Source organism: Saccharopolyspora sp. CA-218241, assembly GCF_050954615.1.
In the GTDB taxonomy this organism is placed as follows: domain Bacteria; phylum Actinomycetota; class Actinomycetes; order Mycobacteriales; family Pseudonocardiaceae; genus Saccharopolyspora; species Saccharopolyspora cebuensis.
Genome location: NZ_CP191860.1, coordinates 5,621,924 through 5,642,927, shown reverse-complemented (window position 1 = coordinate 5,642,927; position 21,004 = coordinate 5,621,924). Strand labels below are relative to the sequence as shown.

20 protein-coding genes are annotated in these 21,004 nt (G+C 72.6%); 9 read left to right on the top strand and 11 right to left on the bottom strand.

Translation table 11 applies throughout. The features are described 5' to 3' along the window. Window positions 1–562: 562 nt before the first annotated feature. From ACQP0T_RS26725 to ACQP0T_RS26715, 3 genes are read right to left on the bottom strand one after another with little or no spacing between them, the layout of a single operon-like run. Window positions 563–991 (bottom strand): TlpA family protein disulfide reductase, encoded by a 429-nt coding sequence (locus ACQP0T_RS26725; protein WP_433870498.1) that lies wholly within the window; start codon window positions 989–991, stop codon window positions 563–565. After that, a complete protein-coding gene (locus ACQP0T_RS26720) occupies window positions 988–1,776 on the bottom strand; it encodes an LmeA family phospholipid-binding protein (RefSeq protein ID WP_433870497.1) in 789 nt (262 codons plus the stop codon). The genes ACQP0T_RS26725 and ACQP0T_RS26720 overlap by 4 nt, the downstream gene beginning before the upstream one ends. Window positions 1,777–1,815: 39 nt before the next feature. Then, window positions 1,816–2,577, bottom strand: a complete 762-nt coding sequence (locus tag ACQP0T_RS26715) for an alpha/beta hydrolase (RefSeq protein WP_433870496.1) — start codon at window positions 2,575–2,577, stop codon at window positions 1,816–1,818. A 183-nt stretch (window positions 2,578–2,760) separates the two neighbouring features. On the opposite strand from ACQP0T_RS26715, the gene ACQP0T_RS26710 reads away from it, so the two are divergent. The 6 genes from ACQP0T_RS26710 to pstB all read left to right on the top strand — a co-directional run bounded on the left by ACQP0T_RS26710 (window position 2,761) and on the right by pstB (window position 9,271). Further along, on the top strand, window positions 2,761–3,495 hold the full coding sequence (locus ACQP0T_RS26710) for a winged helix-turn-helix transcriptional regulator (protein WP_433870495.1): 735 nt from the start codon (window positions 2,761–2,763) through the stop codon (window positions 3,493–3,495). A gap of 617 nt (window positions 3,496–4,112) precedes the next feature. Continuing rightward, complete coding sequence (gene mshD / locus ACQP0T_RS26705) at window positions 4,113–5,069, top strand: mycothiol synthase (protein ID WP_433870494.1); 957 nt, start codon at window positions 4,113–4,115, stop codon at window positions 5,067–5,069. Window positions 5,070–5,285: 216 nt separating this feature from the next. Next, on the top strand, window positions 5,286–6,401 hold the full coding sequence (gene pstS / locus ACQP0T_RS26700; RefSeq protein WP_433870493.1) for a phosphate ABC transporter substrate-binding protein PstS: 1,116 nt from the start codon (window positions 5,286–5,288) through the stop codon (window positions 6,399–6,401). A gap of 131 nt (window positions 6,402–6,532) precedes the next feature. After that, window positions 6,533–7,573: a phosphate ABC transporter permease subunit PstC gene (gene pstC / locus ACQP0T_RS26695; protein ID WP_433870492.1), complete on the top strand. Its 1,041-nt coding sequence runs from the start codon at window positions 6,533–6,535 to the stop codon at window positions 7,571–7,573. Then, window positions 7,570–8,484: a phosphate ABC transporter permease PstA gene (gene pstA, locus ACQP0T_RS26690; protein ID WP_433870491.1), complete on the top strand. Its 915-nt coding sequence runs from the start codon at window positions 7,570–7,572 to the stop codon at window positions 8,482–8,484. The genes pstC and pstA overlap by 4 nt, the downstream gene beginning before the upstream one ends. A gap of 10 nt (window positions 8,485–8,494) precedes the next feature. Then, complete coding sequence (pstB, locus tag ACQP0T_RS26685) at window positions 8,495–9,271, top strand: phosphate ABC transporter ATP-binding protein PstB (protein ID WP_345356868.1); 777 nt, start codon at window positions 8,495–8,497, stop codon at window positions 9,269–9,271. Window positions 9,272–9,448: 177 nt separating this feature from the next. Here the strand turns inward: pstB and ACQP0T_RS26680 are convergent, their stop codons facing one another. The 7 genes from ACQP0T_RS26680 to ACQP0T_RS26650 form a co-directional block, all read right to left on the bottom strand. Further along, window positions 9,449–10,306 (bottom strand): helix-turn-helix domain-containing protein, encoded by an 858-nt coding sequence (locus tag ACQP0T_RS26680; protein ID WP_345356871.1) that lies wholly within the window; start codon window positions 10,304–10,306, stop codon window positions 9,449–9,451. 169 nt (window positions 10,307–10,475) lie between these two features. Further along, window positions 10,476–11,123, bottom strand: a complete 648-nt coding sequence (gene phoU / locus ACQP0T_RS26675) for a phosphate signaling complex protein PhoU (protein WP_433870490.1) — start codon at window positions 11,121–11,123, stop codon at window positions 10,476–10,478. Window positions 11,124–11,215: 92 nt separating this feature from the next. Further along, on the bottom strand, window positions 11,216–13,861 hold the full coding sequence (locus ACQP0T_RS26670; RefSeq protein ID WP_433870489.1) for an LCP family protein: 2,646 nt from the start codon (window positions 13,859–13,861) through the stop codon (window positions 11,216–11,218). Window positions 13,862–14,111: 250 nt separating this feature from the next. After that, on the bottom strand, window positions 14,112–14,972 hold the full coding sequence (locus ACQP0T_RS26665) for a GGDEF domain-containing protein (protein ID WP_433870488.1): 861 nt from the start codon (window positions 14,970–14,972) through the stop codon (window positions 14,112–14,114). Window positions 14,973–15,378: 406 nt separating this feature from the next. Next, complete coding sequence (locus ACQP0T_RS26660) at window positions 15,379–15,801, bottom strand: hypothetical protein (RefSeq protein WP_433870487.1); 423 nt, start codon at window positions 15,799–15,801, stop codon at window positions 15,379–15,381. Then, entirely contained in the window at window positions 15,798–16,946 is a 1,149-nt protein-coding gene (gene dusB, locus ACQP0T_RS26655; RefSeq protein ID WP_345356886.1) for a tRNA dihydrouridine synthase DusB, read from the bottom strand. The genes ACQP0T_RS26660 and dusB overlap by 4 nt, the downstream gene beginning before the upstream one ends. Beyond that, window positions 16,934–17,746 carry a helix-turn-helix transcriptional regulator gene (locus ACQP0T_RS26650; RefSeq protein WP_433870486.1) on the bottom strand — a complete coding sequence of 271 codons (813 nt, stop codon included), beginning with the start codon at window positions 17,744–17,746 and terminating at the stop codon, window positions 16,934–16,936. The genes dusB and ACQP0T_RS26650 overlap by 13 nt, the downstream gene beginning before the upstream one ends. Window positions 17,747–17,849: 103 nt before the next feature. Between ACQP0T_RS26650 and ACQP0T_RS26645 the strand changes: the two genes are divergently transcribed. Further along, window positions 17,850–18,296 carry a nuclear transport factor 2 family protein gene (locus ACQP0T_RS26645; RefSeq protein WP_433870485.1) on the top strand — a complete coding sequence of 149 codons (447 nt, stop codon included), beginning with the start codon at window positions 17,850–17,852 and terminating at the stop codon, window positions 18,294–18,296. Then, entirely contained in the window at window positions 18,293–19,123 is an 831-nt protein-coding gene (locus ACQP0T_RS26640; RefSeq protein ID WP_433870484.1) for an NAD(P)H-binding protein, read from the top strand. The genes ACQP0T_RS26645 and ACQP0T_RS26640 overlap by 4 nt, the downstream gene beginning before the upstream one ends. 11 nt (window positions 19,124–19,134) lie before the next feature. On the opposite strand, the gene ACQP0T_RS26635 is transcribed toward ACQP0T_RS26640, so the two are convergent. Continuing rightward, window positions 19,135–19,815: a superoxide dismutase family protein gene (locus ACQP0T_RS26635; protein ID WP_433870483.1), complete on the bottom strand. Its 681-nt coding sequence runs from the start codon at window positions 19,813–19,815 to the stop codon at window positions 19,135–19,137. Between the two features lie 174 nt (window positions 19,816–19,989). Here ACQP0T_RS26635 and ACQP0T_RS26630 point away from each other — a divergent pair, with 174 nt between their 5' ends. After that, window positions 19,990–20,916 (top strand): DMT family transporter, encoded by a 927-nt coding sequence (locus tag ACQP0T_RS26630; RefSeq protein WP_433870482.1) that lies wholly within the window; start codon window positions 19,990–19,992, stop codon window positions 20,914–20,916. Window positions 20,917–21,004 lie beyond the last annotated feature (88 nt).

Here is a 21,004-nt window from a genome sequence, read left to right as displayed (position 1 = left end):
GCCTCCTGACTGTGGACTTCGGCTGCCGAGTCCGTCAGGCGGGGAACGCAGGCCATCGCCGGGGCACACCCGTGACGCGCACTTCGTCCTACCGCCCGGTCAGTGCCCTTGACACAGGCTGCTGCCCACGCGGCAGAAGTCCACCGCGCGCCGTCGGGTCAGCAGAACGTGCACGGTCCGGAGGCTACCCGGACGGCCCCGCGCCGGGAAGGTCGTTCACAAGGTGGGACGGACCCCGCGCCCCCGGCCAGCACCCAGGCCCGCTTCCGCCGGTGATCCGCGCGGCGGTGCCGGTGGCGGAACCTCAGCGGCCTTCTCACTCCGGGAGCCGCTCCTGATGTACCCACCCCGTACACGGCGTCGCGGCTGTCCTCGCGAGAAGACCGCTGAGGACCCGCCGCGGTGCACGCTGCGTGCCTCACCGCATGCGGCTCCGCCGCATACTGCAAGGACACCCAGGCACAACAACCACCCGTCCGAGTGAACTCTGTCCAGGTGAGGGGCACCCTTGCCCGACATACTGGGACAAGGGTGCCCCTCACTCCGAGCGCGAAGGGTGACGTCAGGCGAGGAGGGGGCGGAGGGCTTCGGCGAGGGCGTCGCGCCGGGGGACGCCGCCGATCCGGAACAGCTCTTCGCCTCCGGAGTCCAGCACCAGGGTGGTGGGCGTGGTGTGCACCCGCAGGGTCGTGGACCACTCCGGGTGGTGGGCGAGGTCCACCTCGACGTGCCGGAGCCCGTCGGTGCGCCGCGCGAGGTCGTCGAGCAGCACCCGGGTGTGGCGGCACGGCGCGCAGAACGTCGTGGACAGTTGCAGCAGCGTCACCCGCGCCTCGCCGTCGAGCCGCTCGCGCAGCTCCGCGGGCAGGTCGAGCACGGACGCACCTCCTCCCTTCGGCGGGCGGATCCCGCCCTGCCGAGCACGGTGGGCCAGCCCCAGCACCGCGGTGACCAGCACCGCGGCCAGCAGGACCCACCAGCCGGGACTCACCCGGTGGTCACCCCGCCCGCCCCGATGGTCACATCGCGGACGGTGCCCTCGATGACCAGGGCGCCGTGCTCGGCGCGGACCCCGGTGGGCGTGACCTGGAACGGCAGCATCCCCGGGTCCAGGCTGAAGGTGAACTGGCGCAGCACGGACTCCTCGAACACCGCGGGCAGGTCGATCGGCCCGATCGAGCTGTTGTCCAGTTCCAGCTTCTTCGGCTCGATCTCCAGCTTCCCGCCGACCAGCGACAGCAGCGCGATGATCTGCACCTGGTTCTCCGTGCCCGCGATCGGGACGGTTCCGTTGAGCTGCACCGCGGTCTGCGTGCCGTCCTCGGTGCGGGCCACCTGCTCGTCGCCGTCGGTGCCCGCCAGCGCGTCCTTCGGCGCCGGGGCGATCCGCAGGTCCGGGATGCCGATGTAGCGGCCGACGTCGGCGGCGGTGACCTTCACCCGGCCGGTCAGCTCGTCCACGGTGAGCTCGCGCACGTTCCCGCTGAACAGGTCCGAGGGCGCCAGCCGGGCGTGGTGCAGGTTCGCCTCGATGCCCAGCTCGCGGAACTCGCCCACCGGCACCGCCTCGGCGGAGAGCTCCACGTCCCGGTAATCGCCCGCCGCGACCTGCGTCAGGAACGGGAAGCCGTTGATCCGCACGTCGGGATCGCGGGGGAGCGCGAGCTGGGAGCGGACCTGCTTGGCCACCTGGTGCTCGGCCACCGCGGCGGCGCCGAAGTCGGCGGCGACCAGCAGGCCGAAGAGGATGACGACAGTGATGGCGAGCTTCTTCACCGCGTGCGGTCCGTTCTGTCGGGGCCGGGCCGGGGCCCGTCAGCGGGCCCCACGATCGGGTGGGGCCACTGTATCGGCCGCCCAACGAGCGATGCGGTCCACCAATTCGGGGGTGGTCGCGCTCTCCGCGTGCCGCATGGTCGGCTCCACCCACAGCTCGCCGTCCCCGGCCTCGGCCAACGCCACCGCGTCGGACAGCGGGAAGTAGTGGTCCTGGTCGCCGTGCACCAGCAGCAGCGGGACGGTGACCCGCGACACCAGCTCGATCGGCGAGACCGGCACCTCCGGCCACGGCGGGGCCAGCCGGACGCCGAGCAGCCGCGCGCTGAACCGGCCGTGCGGCTGCTCCAGCAGCCAGTGCACCCGGCGCATCGCGGGGGTCTCGCGCACCCACCAGCGGGCCGGGCTGCTCACCGCGACCACCGCGTCCGGCGGCCGTTCGGCCAGCGCCGCATCGCGCAGCACCACCGAGCCGCCCAGCGAGAAGCCGATCGTCACCACCCGCCGGCAACCGCGTTCCCGCAGGTGAGCCACCCCGGCGGCGATGTCCAGCGCCTCGTCGGGGCCCACCGAGGTGCGCCCGCCGGATCGGCCGTGCCCCCGGAAGTCCAGCGCCAGCACCGGGGCGCGCCCGGCCAGCCGGCGCAGCACCCGGGCCACGTGCGGCTTGCGGGTGTGGTTGGTGAACCCGTGCCCGACCACGAACCCCAGGTCGGCGGGCAGGCCCGGACCGGGCAGCAGCTCGCCGCGCAGGCGGGTCCCGTCGGCCGCCCGCAGCACCACCTGGTGCGCCGGACACACGCCCGCAACATCCGCGCCACCGCTGTTCACAAATGTGACGCCGGTGGCCGGACCTGGGTTTTTCCACCGCATCTCGGTTATTCTCCTTGCCATCCGCAGGCAACGACGCCGGGTCGGGCGGTTGCGGCTGGTCGCGCGCCGCCGGCTGTCGATTCTTGCCGCCTTGGGACGGAGGTCCTGCCCATGAGCTCAGAGCTGCTGCTGCTCACCAGCGAATCCGACGCCGAAACCGTGCTGCCCTCGCTCCCCCTGCTGCCGCACCGCGTGCGGACGCTACCCGCCGACCCCGGCGCGCTGCTGTCCGGCGGCCCGCACGACGCGGTGCTGGTCGACGCCCGCACCGACCTCGCCGGGGCCCGCGACCTGTGCCGCCTGCTCGCCGCCGGGGACGCCCCGGTCGTCGCGGTGGTCAACGAGGGCGGACTGGTGACGATCAACGCCGAGTGGGGTGTCGACGACATCCTGCTGCCGACCACCGGTCCGGCCGAGATCGACGCCCGCCTGCGCTTGTTGCTCTCCCGGCGCAGCTCCGGCCCGACCGACGACGGCTCGCTCACCGTGGGCGAGCTGGTCATCGAGGAGGCCACCTACACCGCGCGGGTCAAGGGCCGGGCGCTGGAGCTGACCTACAAGGAGTTCGAGCTGCTGAAGTACCTGGCCCAGCACGCGGGCCGGGTGTTCACCCGTGCGCAGCTCCTCCAGGAGGTGTGGGGCTACGACTTCTTCGGCGGCACCCGCACCGTCGACGTGCACGTCCGGCGGCTGCGCGCCAAGCTCGGCCCCGAGCACGACTCGATGATCGGCACCGTGCGCAACGTCGGGTACAAGTTCGTCCGCCCCCGGCAGCGGGACGTGCCGCCGGAGCCCACCGCCGCTCCGGCACCCGCCCGGCAGCAGCAGCGGCCGGCGCTGCGCTGACGGCGTGCGGAACCCCGTTCCGCGTGGTCCACTGGTGGTCGGGTGATGCGGAGCCCCGGCTCCGCGCTGCTTGAGTTCTCCCAGGTGAAGGGCATCCCGGAAACGGGATGCCCTTCTTTTTGGTCTGTGCCGTGGTCCCGTTGCGGAGCGGTGCGGGTGGCGGAACCTCAGCGGCCTTCTCGCTCCGGGCGCCCTTCTTGATGGATCGCCAATACACGGCATCAGGGCGTCCTCGCGAGAAGGCCGCTGAGAACCCGCGGCGGTGCCGGTTGATCAGGTGGGGTAAAGCGGAAGCGGCTTTCGCCGCTTGCCTGACGGTGGTTGCTGGTGGCGCGTGCGTGGGCGGAAGCGGCTCGCGCCGCTTGCCTGGCGGTGGTTGTGGGTGGCGCGTGCGTGGGCGGAAGCGGCTCGCGCCGCTTGCCTGGCGGTGGTTGTGGGTGGCGCGTGCGTGGGCGCTTCGGCTTCGCCGCTTGCCTGAGGTGGTTCGGGTGTGGTTCCGGGCACATCGGGCAGGGCTGGTGGAACGGGGAGAAAACGGGCGCTGACCTGCTGATCCGAAGGATTTTCGGGGTTGATCCGCTACGTTGTGGGCCGTGATCGCGGGTAGCGTTCCGGGTGTGCAGCTCACTTGGCGCAACGGTGTGGACGGCGACGAGACGGCCGAGGTGATGGGCCTGCTCGCCGAGGCGGAGCGGGCCGACGGCGTGGCTCCGGTCGGCGAGCACGTGGTGCTGCGGCTGCGGGCGCGGCGCGACGTGGTGGAGCAGATCGAGCCGGTGCAGGCCGATGTGCGCTCGGAGCACTTCCTGGTGCGCGACGCCGACGGCGCGCTGGTCGGGTACGCGCACCTCGACGTCGAGCAGGACGGGGCGGACGGTCCGCTGGTCGCGGAGCTGGCGGTGCGCCCGGAGCAGCGCGGCCGGGGTGCCGGGACCCGGCTGGTGACCGCCCTGCTGGAGCGCGCCGAGCTGCCGCTGGAGGGCGGCGCGGGCGACGCGGGCGCGCTGCGCGTCTGGTCGCACGGCGAGCACCCGGCGGCGCTGCGGCTCGCCGAGCGGTTCGGCTTGGTCCGGGCCCGGGAGCTGTGGCGGATGGGGCGCGAGCTGGCCGGGGCGGAGCTGCCGGAGCCGGCGCTGCCCGAGGGCGTCCGGCTGCGCACCTTCCAGCCCGGGGTGGACGAGGCCGAGGTGGTGCGGGTGAACCGCAAGGCCTTCGCCTGGCACCCGGAGCAGGGCGGGATGACCGAGTCCGACCTGCGGACGAAGGAGGGCGAGGACTGGTTCGACCCGGCCGGGTTCCTCCTCGCGGTGGACGCCGAGGACCGGCTGCTGGGCTTCCACTGGACCAAGGTGCACCCGGGCGAGCTCGGCGAGGTCTACGTCGTGGGCGTGGACCCGGACGCACAGGGCGGCGGCCTGGGCCGCTCGCTGACGGTCGCCGGACTTCGCCACCTGCGTGACACTGGGTGCGGCCGGGCGATGCTCTACGTCGAGGCCGACAACGCCCCGGCCATCGCGGTGTACCGGCGGTTGGGGTTCGAGAGGTGGGACGTGGACGTGCAGTTCGGTCGCTGACCCCGGACGGTGCTCTGAGTCACCGTTCTGGCATAGTTGATCTTGAACATCCCCCGATGGAAGGTGGGGATGCTTACTAAGCGTGCCTTGTTCACCGAGCGTTCATCTGAACGGCGGTACCTGTCCACCCCTACTGCTTACCGTTTCGAGGTAGAGCGCGCGAAGCATCTCGCTCGCCCGCCGGTTGGGCAGATCCCCTTGAGTGGAGGAACCTTCGTGAAGATCAAGCGGCACAGCGCTGCGGCCGGCTTCCTGGCGGCGGGCACCCTCGTGCTCTCCGCCTGCGGGACCGACCAGAACGTGTCCTCGGGTGGGAACAACCCGGCCCTGGAGGGGCTCCAGGTCGAGTGCGGCACCGTCCCGATCTCCGGGGAGGGGTCGTCCGCGCAGAAGAACGCCATGGACGTGTTCATGCGCGACTACCAGCAGGTCTGCTCCGGGCAGAACGTCAACTACACCCGGTCCGGCTCCGGGAAGGGCGTCGCGAACTTCACCGCGGGCCAGGTCGACTTCGGCGGCTCGGACTCGCCGCTGGACGCCGAGGCCGGTGAGGTCGCCGCCGCCGCGGAGCGCTGCCAGGGCAACCCCGCCTGGCACCTGCCGATGGTGTTCGGCCCGATCGCCATGGCCTACAACGTCCCGGGCGTCACCGACCTCACCCTGACCCCCGAGCTGATCGCCAAGATCTACCAGGGCCAGATCACCAAGTGGAACGACCCGGCGATCCAGGCGGCGAACCCGAACGCGCAGCTCCCGGACCTCGACATCGTGCCGTTCTTCCGCTCCGACGAGTCCGGCACCTCGGACAACTTCCAGAAGTACCTGAGCACCGCCACCAACGGCATGTGGACCGGTGAGGGCAAGCAGTTCCGCCCCGGCCCGGGCGTCGGCCAGGGCCGCGACGGCAGCGACCAGGTCGCCCAGTCCGTCCAGTCGACCGAGGGCGGCATCACCTACGCCGAGTGGTCCTTCCCGAAGAACCTCGGCCTGAGCATCGCCAAGATCGACAGCGGGGCCGGCCCGGTCGAGCTGAACAGCCAGACCGTCGGTGCGGCCATCGAGGGCGCCGAGATCCAGGGCCAGGGCAACGACCTGGTGGTCAACCTCGACTCGATCTACGGCAACGCGGCCCCCGGCGTCTACCCGGTGGTCCTCAACACCTACGAGATCGTCTGCTCCAAGGGCTACAACCCGGAGCAGGCCAAGGCCGTCAAGGCGTTCATGACGGTCGCGGCCAACGCCGACCCGGCCCAGCTGGAGAAGGCGGGCTACGTCCCGCTGCCGCAGGGCTTCAAGACCCGGGTGCTGGACGCGGTCAACGCCATCCAGTGACGCCGACCGGGGCCGGGAGGTGGCACGCGCCGCCTCCCGGCCCCCGCGCTGGGCCATGAGTGTTGTTCACGTCGCAGATGGCCAGCGGGCGCAACATGATGAACGGACGAAGTGAGAGGCTGCACCCAGCAGTGACCGACTCGACGCACGCCGAGCCGCGCCGCGCGGGACCGCGTGGTGGTTCGGCGCCCAGCCCCGGACCGGAGGCTCCCATTTCCGCTCCAGACGGTGAGAAGAAGAAGGTCGTCCGCGTCGGCGACCAGGTCTTCCGCGCCCTAGCTTCCGGATCGGGCGCCTTCGTGGTCGCGCTGATCGCCGCGATCGGCATCTTCCTGCTGATCCGGGCCGTGCCCTCGTTGCAGGTGAACCAGGTCAGCTTCCTGTTCAGCCGGGTGTGGGACACCTCCGACCCGAGCGCCCTGGCCTTCGGCATCTTCGACCTGGCGTGGATCACGGTGGCCAGCTCGGTCTTCGCCCTGGTGCTGGCGATGCCGGTCGCCTGCGGCATCGCGCTGTTCCTCACCCAGTACGCGCCGCGCAGCCTGGCCCGGCCGTTCGCCTACCTGGTCGACCTGCTGGCCGCCGTGCCGTCGGTGATCTACGGCCTGTGGGGCGCGCTGGTGCTGGCACCCGTGATCAACCCGGTCGCCTCGTGGCTGAACACCAACCTCGGCTGGATCCCGATCTTCGCCGACGGCAACATCCGCGCCGACAGCGGCGCGAACGTGTTCACCGCGGGCATCGTGCTGGCCGTGATGATCCTGCCGACCATCACCGGGGTGACCCGCGAGGTCTTCGCCCGCACGCCCACCGCGCACATCGAGGGCGCCCTGGCGCTGGGCGCGACCCAGTGGGAGGTCGTGCGCACGACGGTGTGGCCGTTCGGCCGCAACGGCTTCATCGGCGGGTCGATGCTCGGGCTCGGCCGGGCGCTGGGCGAGACGGTGGCGCTGACCATCATCCTCAGCTTCACCTTCCAGGCGCCGAACTACAGCATCTTCGACGCGGGGGCGACGTTCGCCTCCAAGATCGCGCTCGGCTCCGCGGAGTTCAACCACAACCTCCAGGTCGGTGCCTACATCTCCGCCGGGCTGGTGCTGTTCATCATCACCTTCGCCGTCAACGCGATCGCCCGCTGGATCGAAAGCGCCAGCGGTAAGGGGAAAGCATGAGGACCGACGCCGCGAACGTTGACCAGCCGGCCACGACACCGGCGTTCCAGCGGATCAGCTTCGGTCGCAAGGCCAAGAACCACCTGGCCACGACGCTGTTCGCGCTCGCCTTCCTGATCGCGGTCGTCCCGCTGCTGTGGGTGATCTACACCCTGCTGTCCCGCGGGCTCACGCCGCTGCTGAGCACGAACTGGTGGAGCCACTCGTTCAGCGGGCTGCTGCCCACCGACTTCGGCGGTGGCATCAACCACGCGCTCGCCGGTACCTTGTTGCAAGGGCTGGTCACCGCGGTGATCTCGGTCCCGCTGGGCGTCATGGTCGCGATCTACCTGGTGGAATACGGCCAGGGCTCCCGGTTCGCCCGCGCGGCGACCTTCATGGTGGACATCCTCAGCGGCTTGCCGTCGATCGTGGCGGGCCTGTTCATCTACGCGCTGTGGATCACCACCTTCGGCCTCAACCGGAGCGCCTTCGCGGTCTCGTTGTCGCTGGTGCTGCTGATGCTGCCGATGGTGGTGCGCACCACCGAGACGATGTTGCGGATCGTCCCCGACGAGCTCCGGGAAGCCTCCTACGCGCTCGGCGTCCCCAAGTGGAAGACGATCGTGCGCGTGGTGCTGCCGACCGCGCTGTCCGGCATCCTCACCGGGGTGATGCTCGGACTGGCCAGGGTGCTGGGCGAAACGGCGCCGCTGCTGATCCTGGTGGGCTACACGAACTCGATCAGCTACAACATGTTCGGCGGCGAGATGGCCTCCCTCCCGCTGACCATCTACATGGAGCGCGGCACCGCGACCGAGGCCGGTGATTACCGGATGTGGGGCGCGGCGCTGACCCTGGTCCTCGTCATCATGCTGATCAACCTGGTGGCGACGGCGTTGTCCAAGCTGTTCGCCGTCAAGACCAAGTAGGGCAGGAATCATGGCCAAGCGACTCGACATCAAGGATCTGAACCTGCACTACGGCAAGTTCCACGCCGTGCAGGACGTGACGCTCCAGGTCCAGGCCCGCAGCGTGACCGCGTTCATCGGTCCGTCGGGCTGCGGCAAGTCCACCGTGCTGCGCGCGCTGAACCGGATGCACGAGGTGATCCCGGGCGCCCGCGTGGACGGCAAGGTGCTGCTCGACGGCGAGGACGTCTACGGCTCCGACGTCGACCCGGTGCAGGTCCGCAAGACCATCGGCATGGTGTTCCAGCGGGCGAACCCGTTCCCGACCATGTCGATCCGGGACAACGTGGTGGCCGGGCTGAAGCTGGCCGGCGCCAGGAACAAGAAGGAGCTCGACGAGATCGCCGAGCACGCGCTGCGCGGCGCGAACCTCTGGGAGGAGGTCAAGGACCGGCTGAACAAGCCGGGCGGCGGCCTCTCCGGTGGTCAGCAGCAGCGGCTGTGCATCGCCCGCGCCATCGCGGTGCGGCCGGACGTGCTGCTGATGGACGAGCCCTGCTCGGCGCTGGACCCGATCTCCACGCTGGCGATCGAGGACCTCATCGCGCAGCTCAAGCAGGACTACACGATCGTCATCGTGACCCACAACATGCAGCAGGCGGCGCGGGTCAGCGACCAGACGGCGTTCTTCAACCTGCGCGCGGTGGGCGAGCCGGGCCAGCTCGTCGAGATCGACGAGACCGGCAAGATCTTCTCCAACCCGGATCAGAAGGCCACCGAGGACTACATCTCCGGCCGCTTCGGCTGATCGTTGCCGGTTTTGTGGTCCCGTTGCGGAGCGGTGCCGGTGGCGGAACCTCAGCGGACCTCCTCGCTGCGGGAGCCTTCCAACACCGGCGCGCACCACTCGGAAGGGTTGTGAGTGAGGGGCACCTTCATCCGGCATAGTCGGATGAAGGTGCCCCTCACGCGTTTCCCGAGCGGGTCAGGTCGCCCAGTCGTCGGCGACGGTGGAGATGAACGCGCTGGTGTCCTTCGGGCTCATCGCCCGGCGGCAGAGCTCGCCGAACGCGGTGAGGTAGGCGCCGGTGTCGGACGGCTTGTCCAGGAACCGGGCGTTCGCCGAATCACCGAGGTGCACCACCTGCGGGTCGCCGTCGTCGGGGAACGAGAACACCGAGATCCGGTCGCCCATCAGCGGATGCCCGCCCGCCCGGAACGGCAGCACCTGGATCGTCACGTTGCGGCGGTAGCCCAGCAGCACCAGGTGTTCGAGCTGCCTGCGCATCACCGCCGGGCCGCCGACGGCGCGGCGCAGCGCGGACTCGTCGAGCACCGCCCACAGCTCCAGCGGGTCGTCGCCGAAGAGCCGGTGCTGGCGGTTGGCCAGCACCTCGGTGCGCTCCTCGGCCTCCCCGCCGCCGTGCTGGCCCGCGTCGGCGGCCAGCAGCGCGCGCCCGTACTCGGCGGTCTGCAGCAGCTCCGGCAGCGGGTCGGCGCCGTAGCTGCTGACCGCGGCGGCGGCGGTCTCCAACCCGAGGTAGGTCTGCAGGCCCGGGCGCAGCGCGGTGCTCGGGTAGTCCTGCCACCAGCCGCGCTGCTTGGAGTCCTGGGCCAGGTCGATCAGCGCGTCGAGCTGCGCGGTGCCCGCGCCGAAGAACTCGGCCATCAGCCGGATGTCGGAGGTGCGGACCGGCACCCGGCCCAGCTCGATCTGGCTGATCTTGCCCTGGGAGCAGTCGAGGTGGGCGGCGACCTCGCGGTGGGTGCGCCCGGCGGATTCGCGGAGCCTGCGCAGTTCGCTGCCCAGTCGCCGCCGGTGCACTGTCGGGGACTTACGCACCGCTCGCACCTCGGGGGAAGGGGATCGGGACGTCACAGGGGGCAGCTTCGCACATCCTGATCGCACCAGCGAGAGATGAGAATCGCTAGTAATACTCCGGCGTCGGCGCGGCCGGAACGACAGCGCGGCCGGGCGGTGCTGGACCGCCCGGCCGCGCCGCGGGGAATCGTCAGGCGCTGGGCATCTTGCCGGTGACGACGAAGACCACCCGGCGGGCCACCGCGACCGCGTGGTCGGCGAAGCGCTCGTAGAACCGGCCGAGCAGGGTCACGTCGACCGCCGCCGCCACGCCGTGGTTCCACTCCGGGCTCATCGTCACGGTGAACAGGTGCCGGTGCAGGTCGTCCATCTCGTCGTCGTCGCCTTCCAGCCCGCGCGCCGAGTCGACGTCCTGGGTCTGGATGACCGACCGGACCCGTCCGGCCAGCTTGACCGCGATCCGGCCCATCTCGGCGAAGTACTCCTGCACGTCCTCCGGGAGCACCTCGTTGGGGTGCCTGCGCCGCGCGGTCTTGGCCACGTGCAGCGCCAGGTCGCCCATCCGCTCGAGGTCCTCGGCGGCGTGGATGGTGGAGATCACCGTGCGCAGATCACCGGCGACCGGGGCCTGCAACGCCAGCAGCCCGAAGGCGTGCTCCTCGGCGCGGGCCCGGGCCTCGTCGACCTGCGAGTCCTCCTCGATGACCTGCTCGGCCAGCGAGAGGTCGGCTTCCAGCAGCGCCTTGGTGGCGCGCTCCATCGCGGTGCCGACCATCGCCGACATCGACGCCAGTTCGTCGGCGAGCTTGCCGAGCTGTTCCTGGTAGACCTCACGCATGCCGACCACCCTACTGCCGTTGGGAAGACCGGGAGATTCGCCCGGGTGAACCAACGGTGAACGGGCCATGAGGAGCACCCGGACGTGGCTGGTCAGCCGCAGAGGTCGGTCCCGGCGTTGACGGTGGACAGGTTCTCCGGTGCCTCGGGCGGCGGGGGCGGCGCGGTCGGCGGCTGGGCCGGTCGCCGGGCCGAGCCGCCGCTGGGCTGGTTCTCCGGCGGCAGGTCGGTCGAACCGGCGACCTGCCGAGGGGTGGCGGTGGTCGGCTCGGCCGCGACCGGGGCGCCCTCGATGATCGCCCGGAACAGCGCCTCGGTGTCGCCCTCCCGCAGCACCTCCATGCCGTTGTCGTCGGCGTAGCCGGTGGTCGGCACGGTGATGAAGGTGACCTTGGAGGCGTCCAGCCCGCGCAGCGACTGGCCCAGCGACATCAGGTTGTCGGTGCGCACGTTCTCGCCGAAGGTGTTGGCCGCGACCGCGTTGACGAAGTCGGTGAGCTTGCCCGGGTCGAGCAGCACCTGGCCGGACATCGCCTTGCGCAGCAGCGCGGACAGGAACATCTGCTGGCGCTGCATCCGGCCGTAGTCCGAGGTGGGGTCGCCCTGGACGTGCCGCGCCCGCACGTAGTTCAGCGCCTGGTCGCCCTTGAGCACGTGGGTTCCCGCGGTGGGGATCACGGTGCCGAGGGTGTCGTCGATGATCGGCTTCTCGGTGCAGATCTCGACCCCGCCGACGGCCTCGACCATCGACTCGAAGCCCTGGAAGTCGATGCCGAGGAAGCTGTCCATCCGCAGCCCGGAGATCTGCTGGATCACCTTCGTCGTGCACAGCGGGCCCCCGGCCGCGTAGGCCTCGTTGAGCCGGACGTCCTCGCGGGGTTGCAACTCCGCGCCGTACTTCCCGGTCGCCGGGTCCCACGCCTGGCAGGCCGGCATGTCGACCTTGAGGTCGCGCGGGAACGACACCACCACGACGCGGCTCCGGTCGGCCGGGATGTGCGCGATCATCGTGGTGTCCGACCGCGCGCCGGGCGCCTCCTCGGCGGTGCCCACGCCGTCGGCGGCGGTGGCCCCCGCGCGGGTGTCCGAGCCGACCAGCAGGAAGTTCTGGTCGCCGGTCTGCTTCGGCGCGTCCTTGATCGACGCCGAGTTCGGGTCCAGCGCCAGGACTTCCTTGAACTTGCCGTCCACCCAGGACTTCGCGCTCCAGGCCATCCCGATGGTGACGAACACGGTCAGCGAGCACGCCACCGCGACCGCCATCACGATCAGGTTGGTGCGGCGCTTGCGCTGCTGCTTCTTCCACTCCATCCGGGACCGGCCGTCGCGCCCCTCGACGAAGTCGAAGGCCAGGTCGGTGCCGAGCTCGGGTTCCTTGCGCTTGCCGAGCAGCCACGAGTACTTCTTGCGGCGCTCGGCCTCCTCCTCGGCGATCTCGTCGTGCACCGCCGAGAAGCGGGCCAGCGTGGCGTCGATCTCGTCGACGTCGTTGTGCCGCTCCTCCCTCGGCTGGTCCTCGTCGTCGAGGTCGTCGAAGTCGTCGGCGTACTCGTCGAGCTCGTCGTACTCGTCGTCGGCGGGCACCGCCTCGACGATCGCGGTCTCCTCGGCGTCGGCGGGCGCCGGGCGCACCGGCCGGGCGACCTTGGTGCGCTCGGCCCCCGGCGCCGGGGCGGCGGCCTCGGGCGGGCGGACCGGGGAGTGCTGGGTGGTGGCCTCGGGATCACCGGCACCCGCACCGGCGGCGGCTCCGGCCGCGGCGGCCCCCGCCGCAGCGGCACCGGCGGCGCCCGCCGCGGGACGGCCGGGCCGGGCCGGACGACGCGGGGCGTCCCCGTTGAGCGCCTGGGTGATCCGGGTCGGCTCGGCGGTCGGTTCGGCCGCCCCGCGCGCGGGCGGCGCAGCGGGACGGGCGCGACGCCGGGTGGGTTCCGCGGCGGGCGGGTTCGGTGCGTCGGCAGGTCGGGCGGCGGTCTGGTCGCCCGTCGAGGGCCCGCCGGGACGACGTCCGGGCGGGGCGGCCCAGCCCTGCGGCGGCCGGGGCGGCTGCTGGGCCTGCCCGTTCGGGGCTTGCGGCGGCTGCGCGTTCGGGGCCTGCTGGGCTTGCGGGGGCTGCGCCGGTTGCGGGGGCCGGGGTGGCTGCTGCGCGGCGGGCTGCGGGCCGGTGCCGCGCGGCGGCTGGGCGCGGCGGGAGCGTCGACCGCCGCCCTCGGGAGCCGGGGCCTCGGGCCGCGCGGGCGGCTCCGGGCGCGCGGCGTCCGGGCGCTGCGGTGCCTGCTCCGGGGTGCGCCAACCGCGCGATTCGGCGGGGCGCTGCGGCGGCTGGGCCGGTTGCGCTGGCTGGGCCGGTTGCGCTGGCTGGGCCGACTGCGGGGGCTGGGCCGATTGCGGGGGTTGGGGCGGCTGCGGGGGTTGGGGCGAGTGCGGGGGCGGCGCTACCGGCGGTTCGGCGGGCGGCTGCGGTGCGGCGCGGCGGCGCGGCGGGTTCGCCGGGGGCTGGTGGTTCGCGGGCGGGGCGGCCGGTGGCTGCTGCTCCTGCTCCTGCTCGGCGCGGCGGCGGTGCCCACCGTTGGCACCCGAGGATTTGCCGTGCTTGGACAGCAGGTCCATGACCCGCGTGCCGCCGGTGCCGTCATCACCGAGCGCGCGCCGCCTGCGGTTGGAGGGGCTGGCCGCGCCGTCCTGCTCCGGGCGGGACCGACGGGGTCCGCCATCGCCTTGCCGGGGGTCTTGCGGCACCCGTGTTCCCTCCCACCTGGACATGCCAACGCAACATCGGCCACGTCGACGTCCCTACCCCCCGACACGTAATCGTCGACGCCATTCGAAATAGTACGGCTGATCGCCCGAACTGACGACACTGCCGACAACTTCTTCACAATCAGTGCACGATCCTCTAGCGTAGCTCGCCCCGTTCAGCGGCCTGTGCTAGGCCGGATGACCGGTAGCCGGGCTAGCACCCGCACTTGCGGCGCGGGTGGGATCGCGGTCAGTAACCGACGGCGCGGCTCCCCATGACCAGCCGTCGCCCGGCGGCCATCCCGGCCAACCGGACCTCGTCGCCGACCCGGTAGGCCACGGCGTTGCGCCCGGCCTGCTTGCCCGCGTAGAGCAGCGCGTCGGCGCTGATGAGCTGCTGCTCGGCCGACGCGGGCGACTGCTCGGGCCCCCGCTCGTGGGCGAGCCCGATGGTCACCGTCACGCGCAGGCCCGGCGCCATCTGCTCCCACGAGTGGAGTTCGACGCGCGAGCGGGCCGCTTCGCACACGGTGACCGCCTCGCCCGGGTCGGCCCCGGGCAGCACCAGCACGAACTCCTCGCCGCCGTAGCGCGCGCAGAACGCCCCGGTGGGCAGGGCTTCCTGGAGCAGTTCCACGACGCGTTGCAGCACCCGGTCCCCGAGCAGGTGGCCGAAGTTGTCGTTGACCTGCTTGAACCAGTCCAGGTCAACCAGCGCCACGGCCAGTCCGGCGTCGGAGCCGGCGTGCTCGGCGAGCAGCGCGGCGAGCCGTTCGTCGAGGTAGCGGCGGTTGTAGCTGGCCGTGAGGCTGTCGCGCAAGCTCTGCTCGCGGGCCTCCGCGTGCTCCTTGCGCAACCGGTTGACCTCGTGCCGGAGCTGTTCCGGGACGCGGGGTGCCTCGGCCACCGACATCAGGTCCACCGCCGAGCGCAGGTGGTGGTAGGCCTGCCGCCACTGGCCGCGCGAGGCCAGCAGTCCGGCGATCGACTCGTGCAGCTCCGCCATGCCCGTGCCGGTCGGTCGATTGCGGCTGCCGACGGGAGGCAGCACCGGGGCGTCGTCCTCGCGCAGGGGTTCCGGTCCGGCGAAGCCGTTGCGCAGTCCGGGCATCGCACTCACCTCCCGTCCGTGGTGTCGTCGGGTAGGACTCCCCGCTTGAGCAGGTAGGACACGAGAAGTGCTCAAATTCGCTCGACCGGTGGATCCTGTCGTGGTCCGAATAGGCGAACGATTCTCGAATCTCGCCTGCCTAGGATGTGTACCGCCCGGGCCCGGGATGGGGAAGTGAATCAGCTCGTCCCCACCCGCACGGACGATCCTTGCGCCCTGTGTTCTCCGCCACTTCATCGCAACGTCATCGGTCCGCGGGCGCCCGGCGTTAACAGGCCGTTGTGCGCGCAACCACCCAAACCGGACGGGCGGACGCAACCGGACGGCCGAAGGCCACCTCACCCCGAAGGCCACCTCACCCCGAAGGCCACCTCACCCCGAAGGCCACCTCAACCCGAAGGCCACCTCAACCCGAAGGACAGGGCGCGAACCCGACGAGCCGGTCGCCGAGCACGACGACGTGCTGCGAGCCGATCTGGCGGCCGGTGATCCCGCCGACGTCCCGGACGGTGACCTCGACGCCGACCACCCAGACCTCCCCGCGCGGCGGCGAGCCGCCCGGGGCGAAGTGCGGATCGGGCCGCAACGTGGACATCGCCGGGTCGAACTCCACGGTCCGCGCGCCCAGCGAGCAGGCCCGGGAGGCGAAGTCCGGGTGCTGGGTGCGGTCCAGGAAGTCCTGCTGCTCCGCCGGTCCCCGGCGCGCGGCGGCGTTGTTGGCCGCGAAGTGCTCCTCGACCAACCGCCGCGGCGGTTCCTCGGCCGGTGCCGAGCAGCCCGCGACCAGCGCGGCCAGCGCCAGCCCGGCTCCCCGGAGGCCCGGGCTCATCCGCCGTTGTGGTCCAGCTCGGCCCCGCACGGCACGGTGGCGTCGTCCGGGTCGTCCAGCCAGCCCTCCGGCAGCACCACCTTGCCCGCCGAGCCCTGGCGCCCGCGCGGTCCCTCGGCGTCGGTCGGGAACGGCACGGTGGGGTCCAGCCCGGCCAGCAGCTCGTCGAGCTCGGCCAGCGTGGAGATCAGGCCGAAGCGGTGCCGCAGGTCCGAGCCGACCGGGAAGCCGCGCAGGTACTGCGTCATGTGCTTGCGCAGGTCGCGGACGCCCTTGGCCTCGCCCATGTGGTCGGCGAGCAGCTCGGCGTGCCTGCGCAGCACCCGGCACACCTCGCCGAGGTCCGGTCCGGCGGGCACCGGTTCCCCGGCGAAGGCGGCTTGCAGGTCGCGGAACAGCCACGGCCTGCCGAGGCAACCGCGACCCACCACGACCCCGTCGCAGCCGGTCTCGGCGCGCATCCGCAGCGCGTCCTCGGCGCTGAAGATGTCGCCGTTGCCCAGCACCGGGATGCCGGTCACGTGCTCCTTGAGCCGGGCGATCGCCGACCAGTCCGCCGTCCCGGAGTAGCGCTGGGCGGCGGTGCGGCCGTGCAGCGCGACGGCGGCGGCGCCGCTGTCCTCGGCGATCCGCCCGGCGTCGAGGTAGGTGGTGTGGTCGTCGTCGATGCCGATCCGGAACTTCACCGTCACCGGGATGCCCGCGGGCTCGGCCGCCTCGACCGCCGCGCGCACGATCTCGCCGAACAGCCGCCGCTTGTAGGGCAGCGCCGAGCCGCCGCCCTTGCGGGTCACCTTGGGCACCGGGCAGCCGAAGTTCATGTCCACGTGGTCGGCGAGGCCCTCGTCGGCGATCATCCGCACGGCCTGCCGCATGGTCTCCGGGTCGACGCCGTAGAGCTGGAGCGAGCGCGGGTGCTCGTCGGCGTCGAAGGTGACCATCTCCATGGTCTTGGGATGCCGTTCGACCAGCGCGCGGCTGGTGATCATCTCGCACACGTAGAACCCGGCGCCGTACTCGCGGCACAACCGCCGGAACGCGACGTTGGTGATCCCGGCCATCGGCGCGAGCACCACCGGCGTCGCGGACTCGTACGGGCCGATCCGCAGGGCCGAGCTGGTCAGGGTGGCAGTCACGGCCGCCATTCTCCCCGGTCGGGCGATCCCGTCCCAGCCAGGGCGTCCAGGGAGGAGCCGGGCGCGGCGCTGTGCAGCACCAGCTTCAGGCCGCCGGGCGCGTCGAGGATCTCGCAGTCCACCTCCACCGGGCCCAGGTCCGGGTGCTGGACGCGTTTGCGCAGGCCGGTGCGGTAGCGCACGTCGTGGCGCGACCAGGCCGCCGCGAACGCGGGGTCGCGCCGGGCGGCCAGCTCGACGCGGCGGCGCAGCACCGGGTCGTCCGGGTACCGGGCGGTCGCCTCGCGGAGCTGGGCGGCGAGCTGTTCGGCGAACCCCCGGGACGCGCCGCAGCGGTCCGACCGCATCGCGATGCCCAGCACGTCGCGCTCGGCGGTGGGCACCGCGGCGAAGTCGCCGAGCAGCGCCGCGGCCAGCGGATTCCACGCCAGCACGTCGCCGCGCGCGTTGATCGCGTACCCGGCGACCGGGCCGAGCCGGTCGAGGAGCCGCCGCACGCCGTCGGGCACCGCCGCGGGCGGGGCGGTCGGCGCCGGGGCGTGCCCGGCCAGCCGGTGCGCGTGCTCGCGCTCCTCGGCGGCGAGCCGCAGCACGTCCCCGAGCGCGTCCAGCACCCGGGGCGACGGGCGCGGTGCCCTGGCCTGCTCCAGCCGCTCGTAGTAGTTCACCGACACCCCCGCCAGCCAGGCGACCTCCTCGCGGCGCAGGCCGGGGGTGCGGCGCCGCCCGGACGCGGGCAGGCCCACCTCGCCGGGCAGCACCGCCGCGCGGCGGTGCCGGAGGAACTCGGCCAGTTCACGTCTGCGCACCGCACCAGCATCCCGCAACCCCGGAGCGCCGAGCCACGGATCGCCGGTCCGGGGCTGCGCCGGACCTGCCGCCGCACCCCGGCCGGGGCGCACGGTGGGGACCATGACGCAGAACAACGAGCCGGTCGACCTGCTGCACCGGTTGCTGGACGCGCTGCGGCGCTACGACTGGTCCGAGGTCGAGGCGCTGTGGGGCGAGGACGGCGTGATCGAGTACCCGTTCGCCGGGCCGGGGATGCCGGAGCGGCTGGTCGGCGGCCGGCGCATCGCCGAGCACATCGCGGCGATCTACCCGGTCCGCTCCGAGGTCACCGATGTCGGCCCGGTGGTCGTGCACCGCACCGAGGACCCGGCCACGATCGTCGCCGAGTTCACCGCGCGCGGTCGGGTGGTGCGCACCGGAGCGCCCTACGAGCTGAGCTACCTCGGCGTGCTCACCGCTTCCGGCGGCCGGATCGCCCGCTACCGCGACCACTTCAGCCCGGTGGCGGCGGCGGTGGCCACCGGATCGGTCGCCGAGCTGGTCGCGGCCCTGGGGGAGGCGGCATGACCGTGCTCGTCACCGGGGGGACCGGCCACACCGGGGCCGCGCTGGCCGCGCTGCTGGCCGACCGGGGCGTGCCGGTGCGGAGCGCGAGCAGGCGGCCTGGCCCGAATGGGGTCCGGTTCGCCTGGGTCCGTTTCGACTGGGCCGATCCCGCCACCCACGGCCCGGCGCTGGACGGGGTCGACGCGGTCTACCTGCTGCCGCCCCCGGCCACCGTGGAACCGCTGGAGCAGGTGGGGCCGTTCCTCGACGCAGCGCGGGCCGCCGGGGTGCGGCGGGTGGTGCTGCTGGGCGCGCTCGCGGTGCTGCCCGGCGCACCGGGGATGGCGGAGCTGGTCGGCGCGGTCCGCGCGATGCCGGAGTGGGCGGTGCTGCGGCCCAGCGGGTTCATGCAGAACTTCACCGGCCAGTTCGCCGCCGACATCGCCCGCGGCGAGATCCGCAGCGCGGCCGGCCCCGGCCGGGTGGGCTGGATCGACACCGCCGACATCGCGGCGGTGGCCGCCCGGACCGTGCTGGACCCGGACCTGCCCTCCGCCGAGCACGTGCTCACCGGCCCGGAAGCCCTCGACCACGACGAGGTGGCGCGGACCATCGCCGAGGTCACCGGACGACCGGTGCGCCACGTCCCCACCACCACCGGCGAAGTCGCCGACCGCTACCGCGCCGCGGGCCTCCCCGAGCCCTACGCCACCGCGCTGGCCGGGATGGACGACACCCGCCGCGCGGGCGCCGAGGACGTGGTCAGCCCCGCGGTGCGGGACCTGGTGGGCCGACCACCCCGCTCATTCCGCGATTTCGTCCGCGCCCACCGCCGCACCTGGGGGTGAGCCGCCGGTGCTCAGAAGTCGGCGTTGAGGCAGGCCAGCCGCGCACCGGCCTCCCCGGCCTGGCCGGGCTGGGTGTGGGTGTGCTCCTCGTGGATGACGAAGGACTGCGCGTCGTCGCGCTCGCCGAAGGCCCAGGTGCCGGTGGTGCTCGAGGTGGCGTTGCCCTGGGCGTCGGTGCGGAAGTCCAGCCAGACCTCGTTCTGCGGGTTGGCGTAGGCCGGGTCGACGGAGGGCTGCACCGGGTCCGGGTTCTGCTGGAAGTGCGGTCCGGCGTCCTGGCCGGTCGGCCCGCATTCCCGGACGTGCACGTGCGCGCCGTAGTCCCGATCGGGTTGCAACCCGGTGGCCTCGGCGGTCACCGTGGTGCGGCCGTCCGGCGCGGGGGCGCTGGTGATCTTCGCGGTGGAGCCGGGCGGCACCGCCTGCGGGTCGTAGGTGATGGCGTCGCGGTCGGGTGCGAACTCCTCGAAGGTGCCCGTGCTGACCTCCTGGCCACCGGGTTCCTGGCCTTCGGGCTGTTGCTGCTGGCCGGCGGGCGGGTTCTGGTCGGCGGGCGCGGGCTCGGTGCGCTCGTCGTCGCCACCGGCGCAACCGGCGAGCAGGAGCCCGGCGGTGCAGGCACCGGCGAGGGCGGTCACCAAGCGGGTCCGCTGGAAGTGCATGAGCTGTCCGTCCTTTCCGTCCCCGTTCACCTGATTCACTGACGACCGTAAGGGCCTGCCCGTGCGGCGTCATCTCGGGGAAATCCCGAGCTTAGGGCCGAAGTCGGTGACCAGTGCATCGCTGGAACGAGTGATCTTGTCCTACACGGTGGCCTGATCCACTTTCGGGGTGGCTCCGGAGGGTGTTCGGGTTAGCTTGCTCCCATGGGTGCGGTGCGAGGTCGGGACCGGACGTGGCTGGTGGCGCTGGCGACGGCGATGTGGGGCACCGACGCGCTGTGGCGGATGCCGCTGGCCACCACGCTGCCCTCGGCCAGCGTGGTGTTCTGGGAGCACCTGATCATCGTGGCGCTGCTGTCGCCGCTGCTGCCGCGGGCGTGGCGGGCGCTGCGGGCCTGCGGGGTGCGGGAGCGGCTCGCGCTGGTGGTGATCGGCGGCGGCTCCTCGGCGCTGGCGACCTCGCTGTTCACCGCCGCCTTCCAGGCCGGTGATCCGGTGACGCCGCTGGTGCTGCAGAAGTTGCAGCCGATCTTCGCGGCGCTGGCCGCCTTCGCGCTGCTGCGCGAGCGACCGCGCGGCCGCTACTTCGCCTTCGCGGTGCCCGCGCTGGTCGGGGCCTGGCTGCTGGCGTTCCCCGACCCGCTGGACGTCCGGGTCGCCCAGCTCGCGCCGGCCCTGCTCGCGCTCGGTGCCGCGGTGCTGTGGGCGGCGGGCACCGTGCTGGGCCGGATGGTCAGCCGCACCGTGCCGTCGCAGGACGTCACCACGCTGCGGTTCGCCATCGGCCTGCCGACCGCGGCGGTGATCCTGCTGCTGCGCGGCGACCCGGTGGCCGTGGGCTGGGACAACGCCTTCGGGCTGGTGCTGCTGGCGCTCATCCCGGGCCTGATCGCGCTGCGCCTCTACTACCTCGGCCTGCGCACCACGCCCGCCGCCCGCGCCACCCTCGCCGAGCTGTCCTTCCCGGCGACGGCGGCGATCATCGGGGTGTTCGTGCTCGGCGCGGAGCTCACCGCGACCCAGTGGATCGGCTTCGCCGCGGTGATCACCATGGTCGCCGCCCTCGGCTGGCACGAGCGCACGACCCGCACCGCCCTCGTCGACGACCCCACCCCCGCAACCCGGACGTGAACGAGCGGCGGGCGGCTGTGACCAGTGCGCCACTTGCCAGCACCAGCCCCCGCACGATCGCCATGACCTTGTAGCCTGAGGCACGGCA

Coding starts and splice junctions, on each gene's coding strand:
- ACQP0T_RS26710 (WP_433870495.1), top strand. CDS start 2,761: ATGAGCTCAGAGCTGCTGCTGCTCACCAGCGAATCCGACGCCGAAACC.
- pstA (WP_433870491.1), top strand. CDS start 7,570: ATGAGGACCGACGCCGCGAACGTTGACCAGCCGGCCACGACACCGGCG.
- pstB (WP_345356868.1), top strand. CDS start 8,495: ATGGCCAAGCGACTCGACATCAAGGATCTGAACCTGCACTACGGCAAG.
- phoU (WP_433870490.1), bottom strand. CDS start 11,123: ATGCGTGAGGTCTACCAGGAACAGCTCGGCAAGCTCGCCGACGAACTG.
- ACQP0T_RS26665 (WP_433870488.1), bottom strand. CDS start 14,972: ATGCCCGGACTGCGCAACGGCTTCGCCGGACCGGAACCCCTGCGCGAG.
- ACQP0T_RS26660 (WP_433870487.1), bottom strand. CDS start 15,801: ATGAGCCCGGGCCTCCGGGGAGCCGGGCTGGCGCTGGCCGCGCTGGTC.
- dusB (WP_345356886.1), bottom strand. CDS start 16,946: ATGGCGGCCGTGACTGCCACCCTGACCAGCTCGGCCCTGCGGATCGGC.
- ACQP0T_RS26645 (WP_433870485.1), top strand. CDS start 17,850: ATGACGCAGAACAACGAGCCGGTCGACCTGCTGCACCGGTTGCTGGAC.
- ACQP0T_RS26640 (WP_433870484.1), top strand. CDS start 18,293: ATGACCGTGCTCGTCACCGGGGGGACCGGCCACACCGGGGCCGCGCTG.
- ACQP0T_RS26630 (WP_433870482.1), top strand. CDS start 19,990: ATGGGTGCGGTGCGAGGTCGGGACCGGACGTGGCTGGTGGCGCTGGCG.